This is a genomic window from Pseudomonas sp. SA195 (genome assembly GCF_054131565.1).
Genome location: NZ_CP096392.1, coordinates 579,048 through 593,171, shown reverse-complemented (window position 1 = coordinate 593,171; position 14,124 = coordinate 579,048). Strand labels below are relative to the sequence as shown.

13 protein-coding genes are annotated in these 14,124 nt (G+C 64.0%); 11 read left to right on the top strand and 2 right to left on the bottom strand.

Annotated elements, in window-relative coordinates; translation table 11 throughout:
* Positions 1-39: 39 nt before the first annotated feature.
* The 8 genes from hemL to lnt all read left to right on the top strand — a co-directional run bounded on the left by hemL (position 40) and on the right by lnt (position 8,220).
* Complete coding sequence (hemL, locus tag M1D78_RS02645; RefSeq protein ID WP_437422112.1) at positions 40-1,329, top strand: glutamate-1-semialdehyde 2,1-aminomutase; 1,290 nt, start codon at positions 40-42, stop codon at positions 1,327-1,329.
* A complete protein-coding gene (locus M1D78_RS02640) occupies positions 1,329-1,964 on the top strand; it encodes a hypothetical protein (protein WP_437422113.1) in 636 nt (211 codons plus the stop codon). Before hemL ends, M1D78_RS02640 begins: the two co-directional genes overlap by 1 nt.
* 97 nt (positions 1,965-2,061) lie before the next feature.
* Complete coding sequence (locus M1D78_RS02635; RefSeq protein ID WP_437422114.1) at positions 2,062-2,604, top strand: tetratricopeptide repeat protein; 543 nt, start codon at positions 2,062-2,064, stop codon at positions 2,602-2,604.
* A gap of 90 nt (positions 2,605-2,694) precedes the next feature.
* Positions 2,695-4,008, top strand: coding sequence for a tRNA (N6-isopentenyl adenosine(37)-C2)-methylthiotransferase MiaB (gene miaB / locus M1D78_RS02630; RefSeq protein ID WP_437422115.1), 1,314 nt, complete (start codon positions 2,695-2,697; stop codon positions 4,006-4,008).
* Between the two features lie 249 nt (positions 4,009-4,257).
* Positions 4,258-5,259, top strand: coding sequence for a PhoH family protein (locus M1D78_RS02625; RefSeq protein ID WP_437422116.1), 1,002 nt, complete (start codon positions 4,258-4,260; stop codon positions 5,257-5,259).
* Positions 5,252-5,719 carry an rRNA maturation RNase YbeY gene (gene ybeY / locus M1D78_RS02620; RefSeq protein WP_437422117.1) on the top strand — a complete coding sequence of 156 codons (468 nt, stop codon included), beginning with the start codon at positions 5,252-5,254 and terminating at the stop codon, positions 5,717-5,719. The genes M1D78_RS02625 and ybeY overlap by 8 nt, the downstream gene beginning before the upstream one ends.
* 37 nt (positions 5,720-5,756) lie before the next feature.
* Positions 5,757-6,602 (top strand): HlyC/CorC family transporter, encoded by an 846-nt coding sequence (locus tag M1D78_RS02615; protein ID WP_437422118.1) that lies wholly within the window; start codon positions 5,757-5,759, stop codon positions 6,600-6,602.
* 103 nt (positions 6,603-6,705) lie between these two features.
* Positions 6,706-8,220, top strand: a complete 1,515-nt coding sequence (gene lnt, locus M1D78_RS02610) for an apolipoprotein N-acyltransferase (protein WP_437422119.1) — start codon at positions 6,706-6,708, stop codon at positions 8,218-8,220.
* Positions 8,221-8,229: 9 nt separating this feature from the next.
* Here lnt and M1D78_RS02605 read toward each other — a convergent pair whose 3' ends face one another.
* Entirely contained in the window at positions 8,230-8,991 is a 762-nt protein-coding gene (locus M1D78_RS02605) for a YdcF family protein (protein WP_437422120.1), read from the bottom strand.
* Positions 8,992-9,062: 71 nt separating this feature from the next.
* Positions 9,063-9,503: a hypothetical protein gene (locus M1D78_RS02600; RefSeq protein WP_437422503.1), complete on the bottom strand. Its 441-nt coding sequence runs from the start codon at positions 9,501-9,503 to the stop codon at positions 9,063-9,065.
* 238 nt (positions 9,504-9,741) lie between these two features.
* Between M1D78_RS02600 and leuS the strand changes: the two genes are divergently transcribed.
* From leuS to holA, 3 genes are read left to right on the top strand one after another with little or no spacing between them, the layout of a single operon-like run.
* On the top strand, positions 9,742-12,363 hold the full coding sequence (leuS, locus tag M1D78_RS02595) for a leucine--tRNA ligase (protein ID WP_437422504.1): 2,622 nt from the start codon (positions 9,742-9,744) through the stop codon (positions 12,361-12,363).
* A gap of 44 nt (positions 12,364-12,407) precedes the next feature.
* The gene (locus M1D78_RS02590; protein ID WP_437422121.1) at positions 12,408-13,013 is read left to right on the top strand and encodes an LPS-assembly lipoprotein LptE; all 606 of its coding nucleotides are present in this window, start codon (positions 12,408-12,410) and stop codon (positions 13,011-13,013) included.
* Between the two features lie 37 nt (positions 13,014-13,050).
* Entirely contained in the window at positions 13,051-14,079 is a 1,029-nt protein-coding gene (gene holA / locus M1D78_RS02585; protein WP_437422122.1) for a DNA polymerase III subunit delta, read from the top strand.
* Positions 14,080-14,124: the final 45 nt, after the last annotated feature.

Below are 14,124 nucleotides of genomic sequence, written 5' to 3'. Positions count from 1 at the left end.
CCCGCCCATTCCTAATTCTTTTTGTACGAGAGGCCCCGCATGTCCCGTTCCGAAATCCTCTTCGCCAGCGCCCAGCAACACATTCCCGGTGGCGTGAATTCCCCGGTCCGCGCCTTCCGCAGCGTCGGCGGTACCCCACTGTTCCTCAAGCACGCCGAAGGCGCCTACGTCACCGACGAGGATGACAAGCGCTACGTCGATTACGTCGGCTCCTGGGGCCCTATGATCCTGGGCCACAGCCATCCAGACGTGCTCGACGCAGTACGCCGCCAGTTGCAGCATGGCCTGTCTTACGGCGCGCCGACGGCGATGGAAACCGAAATGGCCGAGCTGGTCTGCAGCCTTGTGCCGTCGATGCAAATGATGCGCATGGTGAGCTCCGGCACCGAGGCCACCATGAGCGCCATCCGCCTGGCCCGCGGCTATACGGGGCGCGACAGCATCATCAAGTTCGAGGGTTGCTACCACGGCCACTCCGACAGCCTGCTGGTCAAGGCAGGCTCCGGCGCGCTGACGCAGGGTGTGCCAAGCTCCGCCGGCGTACCGGCCGCCTTTGCCAAGCACACCCTGACACTGCCATTCAACGACCTGGCCGCCGTCGAGCAGATGCTCAGCGAAGTCGGCGAGGACGTCGCCTGCATCATTGTCGAGCCCGTGGCCGGCAACATGAACTGCGTACCGCCTGCCCCCGGCTACCTGCAAGGGCTGCGCACACTCTGCGACAAGCACGGTGTGGTGCTCATCTTCGACGAGGTGATGACAGGCTTTCGCGTCGCGCTGGGCGGCGCCCAGGCGTACTACGGCGTGACACCGGACCTGACCACCTTTGGCAAGATCATCGGCGGCGGCATGCCTGTCGGCTGCTTTGGCGGCAAGCGCGCCATCATGGAGCGCATCGCTCCGCTCGGCCCGGTCTACCAGGCCGGCACGCTGTCGGGCAATCCACTGGCCATGGCGGCAGGCCTGACCACCCTCAAGTTGATCAACCGCCCGGGCTTCCACGCCGAGCTGACCGACTACACCACACGTATGCTCGACGGGCTGAAAGCACGTGCTTCGGCGGCAGGCATTCCCTTTGTCACGACACAGGTCGGCGGCATGTTCGGCCTCTACTTCAGCGAAGCCGACGATATCGTCACCTTCGAGGATGTGATGGCCAGCGATGCCGAGCGCTTCAAGCGTTTCTTCCACCTGATGCTGGACGGTGGCGTGTACCTGGCGCCGAGCGCCTTCGAGGCTGGCTTTACCTCAATCGCCCACGGCGACACCGAGCTCGAGCTGACCTTGAACGCGGCCGAACGCGCGTTCGCCGAGTTGAAGAGGGTCTAATGCCTGACCTGTTCCAGGCACTGCTGTTGACGGTATCGGCGGCGGCCAGTGCCGTCGCGCTGGGCCTTGCCCGCCGCGGTCATGCCGAACCCAACCAGCCGGCGCTGTTCGGCGCCCTGCTCGCCCTCACCCTGGCGGCCACAAGCGGGGGCTGTGCCGTAGCGAGGCTGGCGTTCGGGCTGGATACCTTGCATGCCGAACGCTGGTTGTTTCAGGCAACCCTGCTGCTGGGGCTGCCCATGGCAGCCGCGGCCGCAGTTGCGCTCAGCCGCGGCTGGGTCTGGAGCCGTCCGACCTGGGGCCGAGTGGTGATCGGCCTGTGCGTATTCTTCGAACTGGCTCGCCGGCTCGACCGAAGCGATGAGTACGCCGCACTTCTGGCACTGGCCAGCGCACTCCTGGTCGCCTATGCCGGACTGGTGCAATGGCCACATCATCAGAAGACGCTGGCTGGACTGGTTGCCGGCGCATTGATGCTGTTCTCCGCCTCCTGGAACGGCTTGGTGTTCAACAATCCCTTGGCCGATTACCAACGCTTTTGCCTAGCCCTGCTCTGCCCGTTGCTGGCTTGGTTCGTGCCAACGCTGGCCTCCCGGCACCATCAGGGCGACGAAATGCGGCCTACGCATGATTAAGGCTTTGTAAGGCGGCGGCGCCTTATCCATAATGTGACCGTCGGCTCGTTTTCAGCCACTTCCAACCACCGCCCTGATCTTCGAGGCGCCTCGATTCATGATTCGCACCGGTCGCAGCCTCGCTCTCGGCTGCCTGCTGCTACTGACGCCGCTGTCGAGCTTCGCAGGCGGCAACTCGCTGTTGATCCCGGCGACCTCCCGCTGCGCACTGAACATGGCCCCCGAAGACATGGCCGATGCCCTGCGCGCTTGTGAGCAGGCCGCGCGCGCCGGTGATGTCCAGGCCGCCTATGAGCTCGGCGAATATCACTATGATGGCCGCCGCGCACCGCGCGATCTGCCCAAGGCCTTGCACTGGTTCGAACAGGCCTCGCTGCAGGGCCACGCCATGGCGCAGCATCGCCTCGGCATCATGTTCTTTCGCGGCGAAGGCGTCCCGGCCAATAACGTCCAGGCCTATGTGGTTCTGAAGATGTCGGCGGTCAACGGTGAAGAGGAAGCGCTGGATACCGCCGACCGGGTGTCCTCGCAGATGCGCCGCGACGAACTGGAGATTGCCACCCAGGTGCTCGGCCAGATCTTTCGCGACTACCTGATGGACCTGCAAACGGCCGGCGAGAGCAAGCCCTTCTCCCCCTGAGCCGCCGCCCGGACTCTGCGCGGCGCTTTCAACGGGTCCGGCGTGCGCATATAATCGCCGGTCATTTTTTGCACAACGCCGGCCCGTAACATGACCCGCAAGCTCTACATCGAAACCCACGGCTGCCAAATGAACGAGTACGACAGCTCGCGCATGGTGGATCTGCTGGGCGAGCAGCAACCCCTTGAGATCACCGCCAACCCGGCGGAAGCCGATGTAATTCTGCTCAACACCTGCTCGATTCGCGAAAAGGCCCAGGAGAAGGTGTTCTCCCAGCTTGGCCGCTGGCGCGAACTGAAGCAGGAAAACCCGCAGCTTGTCATTGGGGTCGGCGGCTGTGTGGCCAGCCAGGAAGGTGCGGCGATTCGCGACCGGGCGCCCTACGTCGATGTAGTCTTTGGCCCGCAAACGCTGCATCGCCTGCCGGAAATGATCGACGCCGCCCGCACCACCAAAGAGCCGCAGGTCGACATTTCCTTTCCCGAGATCGAGAAATTCGACCGCCTCCCAGAGCCACGTGTCGATGGCCCAACCGCCTTCGTTTCGGTCATGGAAGGCTGCAGCAAATACTGCACGTTCTGCGTGGTGCCCTATACCCGCGGCGAGGAGGTCAGCCGCCCGCTGACCGACGTACTGGCTGAGATCATCCACCTCGCCGAGCACGGCGTGAAGGAAGTGACGCTGCTGGGGCAGAACGTCAACGGCTACCGCTACGACGACCATGACTTCGCGGACCTGCTGCATGCCGTGGCGGAGATCGACGGCATCGAGCGCATCCGTTACACCACCAGCCACCCGCTGGAATTTTCCGACGCCATCATTCAGGCCCATGCGGATATCCCGCAGCTGGTCAAATACCTTCATCTGCCTGTGCAGTCCGGCTCCGACCGCGTCCTGGCGGCGATGAAACGCAACCATACGGCGCTGGAATATAAGTCGCGCATCCGCAAACTGAAGGCCGCCGTGCCGGAAATGCTGATCAGCTCAGACTTCATCGTCGGCTTCCCCGGCGAAACGGAGAAGGACTTCGAGCAGACCATGAAGCTAATCGAGGACGTCGGTTTCGACTTCTCCTATTCCTTCGTCTACAGCGCGCGCCCCGGCACGCCCGCGGCCGACCTCACCGACGACACGCCCGAAGAGGTCAAGAAGCAGCGCCTGGCCATTCTCCAGCAGCGCATCAATCAACAAGGCTTCGAAAACAGCCGACGGATGGTGGGAACGCGCCAGCGCATTCTCGTTACCGACTACTCGAAGAAAGATCCGGGCATGCTTCAGGGCCGCACCGAGCACAACCGGATCGTCAACTTCCGCAGCAGCAATCCACTGCTGATCGGCCAGTTCGTCGAAGTTCATATCGACGACGCCTTGCCGCACTCGCTGCGCGGCACGCTGATCGACTGACGGGCGGCAAGCCGGCGGGTTCGCCTCGCGGTTGCCGCTCATCGGAGCGCCACGCGAGGCGACTAGACGATCTCTATCGGCACTTCCCGACTCCTGGGCGCCGCGCCCAGGGCACGCTGCGTTGGCCGCTGCGGTAGCGATTCGGCCCACGAAGAAGTGCCGCGTACCGCCCGCTCCCGCCGCTGCTTTTTTCTTCATGCGGCGCTATTCTCAGCACATCTTCATGCACAGCAGGTCAATCAAAAGCCCTTGAACACCCCTATAGAACCCCATCGTTTCATCCTTGAACCCTTCGAAGCCGATCGCTTCGCCAATCTCTGCGGCCAGTTCGACGAGCATTTGCGCCTGATCGAACAACGCCTGGAACTGGAAATCCGCAACCGCGGCAACCAGTTCGAACTGGTTGGCCCGAGCGAAGTCGCCAAGGCCGCCGAAAACCTCCTGCGTCGCCTCTACCGCGAAACCAAGAGCACCGAGCTATCGCCTGATCTCGTTCACCTGTTCTTGCAGGAATCGGGCATGGAAGAGCTGGCCAACCCCTCCGCAACGCCGAATATCTCGCTGCGCACGCGCAAGGGCAACATCCGCCCACGTGGGGCCAACCAACAGCGCTACGTGAAGTCGATCCTCGATAACGACATCAACTTCGGCATCGGTCCGGCCGGCACGGGCAAGACCTATCTTGCCGTCGCTTGCGCTGTCGACGCCCTGGAGCGCGAGCAGGTGCGGCGCATCCTGCTGGTCCGCCCGGCGGTCGAGGCGGGCGAAAAGCTCGGTTTCCTGCCCGGTGACCTCGCACAGAAGATCGATCCCTACCTGCGCCCGCTCTATGACGCGCTCTACGAGATGCTCGGCTTCGAGCATGTGGCGCGCCTGATCGAGAAGCAGGTGATCGAAATCGCCCCGCTGGCCTATATGCGTGGGCGCACGCTGAACAACAGCTTCATCATCCTCGACGAAAGCCAGAACACGACGCTCGAGCAGATGAAGATGTTCCTCACCCGGATCGGCTTTGGCTCGACCGCCGTGATCACCGGCGACATCACTCAGGTCGATCTGCCTCGCGGCACCAAGAGCGGCCTGTCCCATGTCATTGAAGTGCTGCGTGATGTCGACGGCATCAGCTTCACGCATTTCAAACCCAAGGACGTGGTGCGCCATCCGCTGGTCCAACGGATCGTCGAGGCGTACGAGCGCTTCGATGAGCACGGCGGTGACCAGAAACGGCGGGACGCGCAGCGCAATGATTGAGCTCGATCTACAACGCGCGACCGCGTCCGACGCACCGGACGAGCAGGCGTTTCGCCGCTGGTGCGAGCTGGCCCTGCGTCAACGCAGCGCCGACTCCGAACTGACCATACGCTTGGTCGACGAAGCGGAAGGCCGCAAGCTGAACCGCGATTACCGCGGCAAGGACTACGCCACCAATGTGCTGTCCTTTCCAGCGGACGTGCCCGATGGCCCGGATGGCGAACCGCTTCTCGACATCCCGCTACTCGGCGATCTGGTGATCTGCGCCGCGGTGGTCGAACGCGAGGCGGCCGAACAAGGCAAGGCACTCGAAGCCCACTGGGCGCATCTGGTGATTCACGGCTGCCTGCACTTGCTGGGCTACGACCATCAGGAAGACGTGGAAGCCGAAGAAATGGAAAGCCTGGAACGTCAACTGCTGGCTGAACTGGGTCATCCCGACCCCTACGCTGGCGAATAGCCCCCGGGGCACTGCAAGGACCTTTGAGTCAAAAGACATGAGCGAAGACCGATCGAGCAACGGGCAGAAGTCGTGGTTTGGAAAGATCACACAGGCTTTTGCCCATGAGCCGAAAACCCGAGAAGAGCTGCTGGACGTCCTGCGCGGCGCGCACCAGAACAAGCTGCTCGACAACGAAGCCCTGGCGATTGTCGAGGGCGCCATCCAGGTCGCCGACCTGCAGGTGCGCGACATCATGGTGCCACGCTCGCAGGTGATGAGCATCCGCGCCGACCAATCGCCAAAGGAGTTCCTGCCCGCGGTCATATCCGCCGCGCACTCCCGCTACCCAGTCGTCGGCGACAGCCTCGACGAAGTGATCGGCGTGCTGCTGGCCAAGGACTTGCTGCCTCTGATCCTGCAGGACGACCAGCACAACTTCGACATCAAGGACCTGCTCCGCCCGGCCACCTTCGTGCCCGAATCCAAGCGTTTGAACGTGCTGCTACGCGAGTTCCGCGCCAACCACAGCCACATGGCCATCGTTATCGACGAGTACGGCGGCGTTGCCGGTTTAGTCACCATCGAGGACGTGCTGGAGCAAATCGTCGGCGATATCGAGGATGAGCACGATATCGAGGAAGACAGCTACATCCGCCCGCTGCCGAGTGGCGATTTTCTGGTCAAGGCGCTCACCCCGATCGATAGTTTCAACGACTACTTCGCCAGCGAATTCCCGGACGAAGAGTTCGATACCGTTGCCGGTTTGGTGATGAACGCCTTCGGGCATTTGCCCAAGCGCAACGAGACTACCGAGATCGACGGGTTCCGCTTCCGCGTGCTGAACGCCGACAGCCGGCGCGTACACATGCTGCGCCTGACTCGTACTGCCGCGGACAGCTGATCGAGGCGGGAGGCTGGGCGGACCTGCTGATGTCACGAAGGCCCGCCGTACCTCCCTTCTCCCCGCCAAACGCCTCCTGCGCTTTTCTCGTTGAAGGAAGCCTATGCATTGGATCACTCGCCCCGGCTGGCCGGGCAACCTGCTGGCAATTGCCGCCGGCGCGCTGACGACCCTGTCGCTGGCACCGTTCGATTATTGGCCGCTGGCGCTGGTCTCGATCGCACTGCTCTACATCGGCCTGCGCGAGGTCACGCCGCGGCAGGCCGCCGCCCGCGGTTGGTGCTACGGCTTTGGCCTCTTCGCGTCCGGGGTGAGCTGGGTCTACGTCAGCATTCATGATTTTGGCGCCGCGCCGCCGCCGCTGGCGGGGCTGCTGACATTAGGCTTCGTTGCCGGCCTGGCGTTGTTCTTCTCCTTGCTCGGCTGGTTCTGGGCGTACACGCTGCGCACACCTGGCGCACCGCTGCGCAACGCCTTGGTGTTCGCTGCCCTATGGCTTGCCATCGATGCCTTGCGCGGCTGGCTACTGACTGGCTTTCCCTGGCTGTACACCGGTTATAGCCAGCTGAACGGTCCCCTGGCCGGGCTCGCTCCGCTGGGAGGCGTATGGCTGCTCAGCTTCGGCCTGGCCTTGACCGCGACGCTGGTGAGCGAGGCGCCGCGCTTGTTCGCGAGCAAGGCGCTGTTAGCCGTTGCCGCGCTTGTTCTGGTGCTGCTCTGGGCCAGCGGGCTTGGGCTGGGCGGCCACGCCTGGACCTCCCCGAAAGGCGCGCCAATCAGCGTCGCGGCAATGCAGGGCAACGTGGCGCAGAGCCTCAAATGGGACCCGAAGCAGTTGGAGATGCAGCTACTGCTCTACCGCGACATGACCTTCCGTAGTCGCCCGGTGGACCTGATCGTCTGGCCCGAGACCGCCATCCCGATTCTCAAGGAGCATGCCGAAGGCTACCTGACGATGATGGGCCGTTTCGCCCTGGACCGGCAGGCAGCGATGATCACCGGCGTGCCGGTGCGCCAGCCCAATGGCGATGGCGAGCTGCGCTATTACAACGGCCTCACCACTGCCGGTGACGCGCACGGCACCTATCTCAAACAGAAGCTGGTGCCGTTCGGTGAATATGTCCCGCTGCAAGAAATGCTGCGCGGGCTGATCGCCTTCTTCGACCTGCCGATGTCCGACTTCGCCCGCGGCGAGCCCGGACAGGCGCTGCTGCAGGCCAAGGGTTACCAAATCGCCCCGTTCATTTGTTACGAGGTGGTCTACCCGGAATTCGCCGCCAGCCTCGCGGCACAGAGCGACTTGCTGCTGACAGTCAGCAACGACGCCTGGTTCGGCCATTCGATTGGCCCACTGCAGCATCTGCAGATGGCGCAGATGCGCGCGCTGGAAGCCGGTCGCTGGATGGTCCGCGCGACTAACAACGGTGTCACGGTGCTGATCGACCCGCAGGGGCAGATCACCGAGCAGATCCCCACATTCAAGGAGGCCGTGCTCTATGGGGAAGTCACGCCCATGCAGGGCCTGACGCCCTATCTGCGGTGGCGCTCCTGGCCATTGACCCTGACGTGCGGCCTGCTGCTCGCCTGGGGAGTACTGCGTCGGCGCAGCGCGGCCTGACCGCGCCGCTTACGGGTAGAACAGCGGATACAGAAGCAAGCCAGCCGCCTCGTTGAGCAGCATGCCGTTCTGCCAGATCGCCTTGCTCTCCGGTAGCCAGCCGCCGAAAGGCCTGCCGTTGGGCACGCCGAGGAAGCCCATGGGCGCAGGAATGACTTGCAGCCCGACCTGTTCGAAGCACCAGCGCGCACGTGGCATATGCGGCGCCGAGGTCACCAGCAGCACCCGCTCCACGCCAGCGGCCTTCAGCATCTCGGCACTCTGTACCGCGTTTTCCCAGGTGGTGCGGCTGCGCTCCTCGAGCCAGCGTGTCTCGGTGGAAAAGTCTCGCTGCAGCGCTTCCGCGGCGAGCAGGGCCTCGCTGGGCGGTTCGCCATAATGCAGCCCACCGCTGGCGAGGATCGGTAAACCGGTAGCCTTGGCCAGCCGCGAAGCGTAGCGCAGCCGCTCGAGCGCGATATGGCTGGGCTGGTCCGAGCCCCAACCCGGGTCAGCCTGCTCCCGCCCGGCCCCCAGCACCACGATGGCCTGCGCCACTTGCCCCGCGCGCTCCCAGTCGTTGCTCGCCAGCGCCGGCTCGGTCTCCAATTGACGCGCCGCCCACTCCACCGTGACAGGCAGGCTCATTAGCCACAGGCCGCCGAACCCCAGCACGAAACAGCAAGCCGCGAGGCGAGGCGCACTACGGCGCAACCACCAGCCGGCCAGCAGCAACAGGAGCAGGCCTCCCGGCGGTAATAGCAGCTGCTTGAACAAGTAGCGAATCGGCATGCGTGGCTCCAACGGACGGGTCGCCACACTTTACCTAGCTCGGCGCGCCGTTGTCGGCTTTGGACGAGAGCCTAGTGCCGTGGGTAGGTATGCAGCCGCTGGCGAGCCCGCAGCAATTGCGAGCCGCACGCGCCGCAAGCGACCGCACCCGGTCCGTCTGGCCAATGCACGTGGGTGCCGCAGAGCGCGCAGGTCATTGCCTGCTGAAGCGCCGGCGGTGTCTGTCTGCAGCGCTTCGCCGAGTGCTGGCGCAAGACGTTGCGTAGCGCGGGGCGCGCCGCCTGCCTGACTATCTGTGCCTGCTCTTCGGCCGCCGCATGCCATCCGGACAGCCATTGGGCATCCTGCTGCAGGTACGCACGGATCAGCTCGAACTCGGCGGGCGTCAATCCGGCCACTTCGAGTTCCGTCGATGCGCCCTCGCTTCGCTCCGCCTCTTCAAGGGCGAGGCTCAGCCGCTGCAATACGCGGCCGTACAGATTGCCTTCGTCCGCCTGGCGCTCTTTGCCCATGATTTCACCTCTCATCTGCCTCGCCCCACTACAAGCGTAGTCCAGACTCCGTGCTCCACGGCGCCCGCGACAAACGGGAGCGGCAAAACGGGTTTCCCTCGATTGCAGGGGGTCATGTATGCTACGGCGCTTCCATGCGTTCGTATCCGCCCCGTCGCGCCGCGCCCTGCCGCCAAGTGCCGGCACGCTGCAGCCGACTGCCGAGCGAACCGCCATCCCCTTCTCTATGCCAGTAGCCATGCACGAACAGTATCAGCCCCGCGAAATCGAAGCCGCCGCGCAGTCCCACTGGGACGCGCAGAAATCCTTTGAAGTAAGCGAGCAAGCAGGCAAGGACACCTTCTACTGCCTGTCGATGTTCCCCTACCCCAGCGGCAAGCTGCACATGGGGCACGTGCGCAACTACACCATCGGCGACGTGATTGCGCGCTACCAGCGCATGCAGGGCAAGAACGTCCTGCAACCGATGGGCTGGGACGCGTTCGGCATGCCGGCAGAGAACGCCGCGATGAAGAACAAAGTCGCGCCAGCCAAGTGGACCTACGAGAACATTGCCTATATGAAGGCCCAGCTCAAGTCGCTGGGCCTGGCGGTCGACTGGACGCGCGAGGTCACAACCTGCAAGCCCGACTACTACCGTTGGGAGCAGTGGCTGTTCACCCGCCTGTACGAAAAGGGCGTGATCTACCGCAAAAACGGTACCGTGAACTGGGATCCGGTCGACCAGACCGTGCTGGCCAACGAGCAGGTTATCGACGGCCGTGGCTGGCGCTCGGGCGCGCTGATCGAGAAGCGCGAAATCCCGATGTACTACTTCAAGATCACGGCCTACGCCGACGAACTGCTGTCGAGCCTGGACGAGCTCGATGGCTGGCCGGAACAAGTCAAGACCATGCAGCGCAACTGGATCGGCAAGTCGCGCGGTATGGAGATCGCTTTCCCCTACGACGCGGCTAGCGTCGGCAGCGACGGCGTGATGAAGGTCTTCACCACGCGCCCTGACACCCTGATGGGCGCCACCTACGTGGCGGTGGCTGCCGAGCACCCGCTGGCCTCCATCGCGCTTGAACGCATGGATGCCGATCAGACAGCCGAACTGCAGGCCTTCATCGACGAGTGCAAGCGCGGCGGCGTGGCCGAAGCCGACATCGCCACCCAGGAGAAGAAAGGCCTGGCCACTCCCCTGCGCGTGCAACACCCGCTGACTGGCGAGCTGCTGCCGGTGTGGGTCGCCAACTATGTGCTGATGAATTACGGCGAAGGTGCGGTCATGGCCGTGCCGGCGCATGACGAGCGCGACTTCGCCTTCGCCACCAAGTACGACCTGCCGATCAAGCCGGTGGTACGCACCAGCGCAGGCGATGAGACGCCCGCACCCTGGCAGGACGCCTACGGCGAGCACGGACAGCTGATCAACTCGGGCGACTTCGATGGCCTGGACTTCGAAGGCGCTTTCGACGCTATTGAAGTGGCGCTCCAGAAGAAGGGCCTGGGCCAGTCGCGCACCCAGTTCCGTCTGCGCGACTGGGGCATCAGCCGCCAGCGTTACTGGGGCTGCCCGATCCCGATCATTCATTGCGACAGTTGTGGCGACGTGCCGGTCCCGGAAGACCAACTGCCGGTCGTGCTGCCGGAAGACGTGGTGCCGGACGGCGCTGGAAGTCCGCTGGCGAAGATGCCCGAGTTCTACGAATGCAGCTGCCCGAAGTGCGGCGCGCCGGCCAAGCGCGAAACCGACACCATGGACACCTTCGTCGAGTCGTCCTGGTACTTCGCCCGCTATGCCAGCCCGCATTACGAAGGCGGCATGGTCGACCCGCAGGCCGCCAATCACTGGCTGCCGGTGGACCAGTACATCGGCGGTATCGAACACGCCATCCTGCACCTGCTCTACGCCCGCTTCTTCCACAAGCTGATGCGCGACGAAGGGCTGGTCAACTCCAACGAGCCGTTCAAGAACCTCTTGACCCAGGGCATGGTGGTTGCCGAAACCTACTACCGCACCCTCGAGAACGGTGGCAAGGACTGGTTCAACCCGGCCGATGTCGAGGTCGAGCGTGACGCCAAGGCTAAAGTCATCGGCGCCAGGCTCAAAACCGACGGCTTGCCGGTGGAGATTGGCGGCACCGAGAAGATGTCCAAGTCGAAGAACAACGGCGTCGACCCTCAGGCAATGATCGATGCCTACGGCGCCGACACCTGCCGCCTGTTCATGATGTTCGCCTCGCCGCCAGACATGAGCCTGGAGTGGTCCGACTCCGGCGTTGAGGGAGCCAGCCGCTTCCTGCGCCGCGTCTGGCGCCTGGCTCATGCACATGTCGGCGCCGGCCTGCCGGGTACGCTGGACATCGCTTCGCTGAATGACGAACAGAAGGCCGTGCGCCGCGCCATTCACCTGGCGATCAAGCAGGCCAGCACCGACGTAGGCCAGCATCACAAGTTCAATACCGCCATCGCTCAGGTGATGACCTTGATGAACGTGTTGGAAAAGGCCCCCACCGAGACCGCACAGGACCGCGCCCTGCTGCAGGAAGGTCTGGAAGCCGTGGCGCTGCTGCTCGCCCCCATCACGCCGCATATCTGCCATGCCCTCTGGGAACAGCTGGGCAAGCCGGGCGCGATCATCGACGCCGCTTGGCCCGCAGTCGACGAGTCCGCCCTTGTGCAGGACAGCCTGACGCTCGTCGTGCAGGTCAACGGCAAGCTGCGCGGCCAGATCGAAGTGCCGGCCAGCGCCAGCCGCGAAGAAGTCGAGGCGACGGCGCGTGGCAATGAAAACGTGCTGCGCTTTACCGAGGGCCTGACCATTCGCAAGGTCATCGTGGTGCCGGGCAAGCTGGTCAACATCGTCGCAAACTGATTCGCCACGGCGCGGTGCGCCGGGCTGGCAAGGGGGATAACAAGATGATCAAACGTAATCTGCTGGTGGCCGGCCTGGCCATGTTGCTCAGTGCCTGCGGTTTCCAGCTGCGCGGCACCGGTGAAACCAGCTTCGCCCTACAGGAGTTGAATCTGCAGGCCCGCGACAGTTACGGCGAAACAGCCGGACAGCTCGAAGGTTTGCTGGAACAGAGTGGTGTTCGCGTCCATCCCGGCGCCCGCTACACCCTGGACCTGACCCGCGAGCAGAACCTGCAGCGCACCGCGAGTTACACCACCGCCGCACGCACCGCCGAATACGAGCTCAGCACCATTCTGGACTATGCACTTGAAGGGCCGCAGAACACCGTCCTGCTCGAAGACCGCGTCGAAGTCCAGCGTGTCTACGTACACGACAGCAGCAACCTGATCAGCTCCGACCAGGAAGCCGCTCAGCTACGTCAGGAGATGCGCCGCGAGGTACTTCAACAGCTTGCCATGCGCCTTGGCCGTATTACCCCGGCGCAGCTCGACCAGCTACAGGAAACCGCTGAGGCCAAGCGCCGCGCAGAAGCCGAGGCGATCGAAGCGCAGATTCGCGAACAGGCGGCGCAGCCTCAGCAATCGCCCATCGAATTGCCGATCCAGTGACATCAGGGAGCCGCCTACAGGCGGCTCCCCCAGCCCCATGAAATTATCCCCCGCCCAGCTCACCAAGCATCTGCAAGGCCCGCTCTCACCGGTCTACGTCGTCAGTGGCGACGAGCACCTCCTGTGCCAGGAAGCCAGCGACGCCATTCGCCAGGCCTGCCGGGCGCTGGGCTTTAGCGAACGCCAGGTGCTGAACGTCGAGACCGGTTTCGACTGGGGCCAGCTCATCGAGGCAGGCGCCAGCCTGTCCCTGTTCGCTGACAAGCGCCTGATCGAGCTGCGCATCCCCAACGGCAAACCCGGCGACAAAGGTGCAGCGGCGTTGATCGAATACCTCGGGCGGCCTGCCGAGGACACGGTGTTGCTGGTCAGCCTGCCCAAGCTCGACGGCAGCACTCAGAAAACCAAATGGGCTAAAGCGCTGATCGATGGAAAGGACAGCCAGTTCATCCAGATCTGGCCGGTCGATGCGGTGCAACTGCCACAGTGGATTCGTCAGCGCCTGGCACAGGCCGGCCTCGCGGCGGACCAAGAGGCCGTCGAGCTGATCGCCGCACGCGTCGAGGGCAACCTGCTAGCAGCCGCGCAGGAAATCGAAAAGCTCAAGCTGCTCGCCGAGGGCGGACAGGTCACGCTCGATACCGTTCAGGCAGCGGTTGCGGACAGCGCACGATATGACGTGTTCGGCCTGATCGATGCCGCCCTGCTGGGTCAACCCGAGCATGTTCTGCGCATGCTTACGGGGCTTCGGGCGGAAGGTGTCGAGGCGCCTGTCATCCTCTGGGCTGTGGCTCGGGAAATACGCCAGCTCGCCAACATCGCACAGCAGTATGGCCAGGGCGTGCCACTGGACCGGGCGTTCAGCCAGGCACGCCCACCCGTGTGGGACAAGCGCAAGCCGATCGTGGGCAAGGCCCTGCAGCGCCACGACACTGCCGGCTGGCAGTGTCTTCTGGGCGAGGCCCAGCAGATCGATGCCCAAATCAAAGGGCAGGCAGAGGGCGACGCCTGGGTCGGCCTGGCTCAGGTCTGTCTGCAATTGAGCGGCAAGCGGATCGCGCTCTAGCCTGCCAGCTCACTACGATTGGACATTTTCTGCACAACGCCTATG

Bases quoted from the DNA above. Each gene is read 5' to 3' on its own strand.
- hemL (WP_437422112.1), top strand. From the start codon at position 40: ATGTCCCGTTCCGAAATCCTCTTCGCCAGCGCCCAGCAACACATTCCC.
- M1D78_RS02640 (WP_437422113.1), top strand. From the start codon at position 1,329: ATGCCTGACCTGTTCCAGGCACTGCTGTTGACGGTATCGGCGGCGGCC.
- M1D78_RS02635 (WP_437422114.1), top strand. From the start codon at position 2,062: ATGATTCGCACCGGTCGCAGCCTCGCTCTCGGCTGCCTGCTGCTACTG.
- miaB (WP_437422115.1), top strand. From the start codon at position 2,695: ATGACCCGCAAGCTCTACATCGAAACCCACGGCTGCCAAATGAACGAG.
- ybeY (WP_437422117.1), top strand. From the start codon at position 5,252: ATGATTGAGCTCGATCTACAACGCGCGACCGCGTCCGACGCACCGGAC.
- M1D78_RS02615 (WP_437422118.1), top strand. From the start codon at position 5,757: ATGAGCGAAGACCGATCGAGCAACGGGCAGAAGTCGTGGTTTGGAAAG.
- lnt (WP_437422119.1), top strand. From the start codon at position 6,706: ATGCATTGGATCACTCGCCCCGGCTGGCCGGGCAACCTGCTGGCAATT.
- M1D78_RS02605 (WP_437422120.1), bottom strand. From the start codon at position 8,991: ATGCCGATTCGCTACTTGTTCAAGCAGCTGCTATTACCGCCGGGAGGC.
- M1D78_RS02600 (WP_437422503.1), bottom strand. From the start codon at position 9,503: ATGGGCAAAGAGCGCCAGGCGGACGAAGGCAATCTGTACGGCCGCGTA.
- leuS (WP_437422504.1), top strand. From the start codon at position 9,742: ATGCACGAACAGTATCAGCCCCGCGAAATCGAAGCCGCCGCGCAGTCC.
- M1D78_RS02590 (WP_437422121.1), top strand. From the start codon at position 12,408: ATGATCAAACGTAATCTGCTGGTGGCCGGCCTGGCCATGTTGCTCAGT.
- holA (WP_437422122.1), top strand. From the start codon at position 13,051: ATGAAATTATCCCCCGCCCAGCTCACCAAGCATCTGCAAGGCCCGCTC.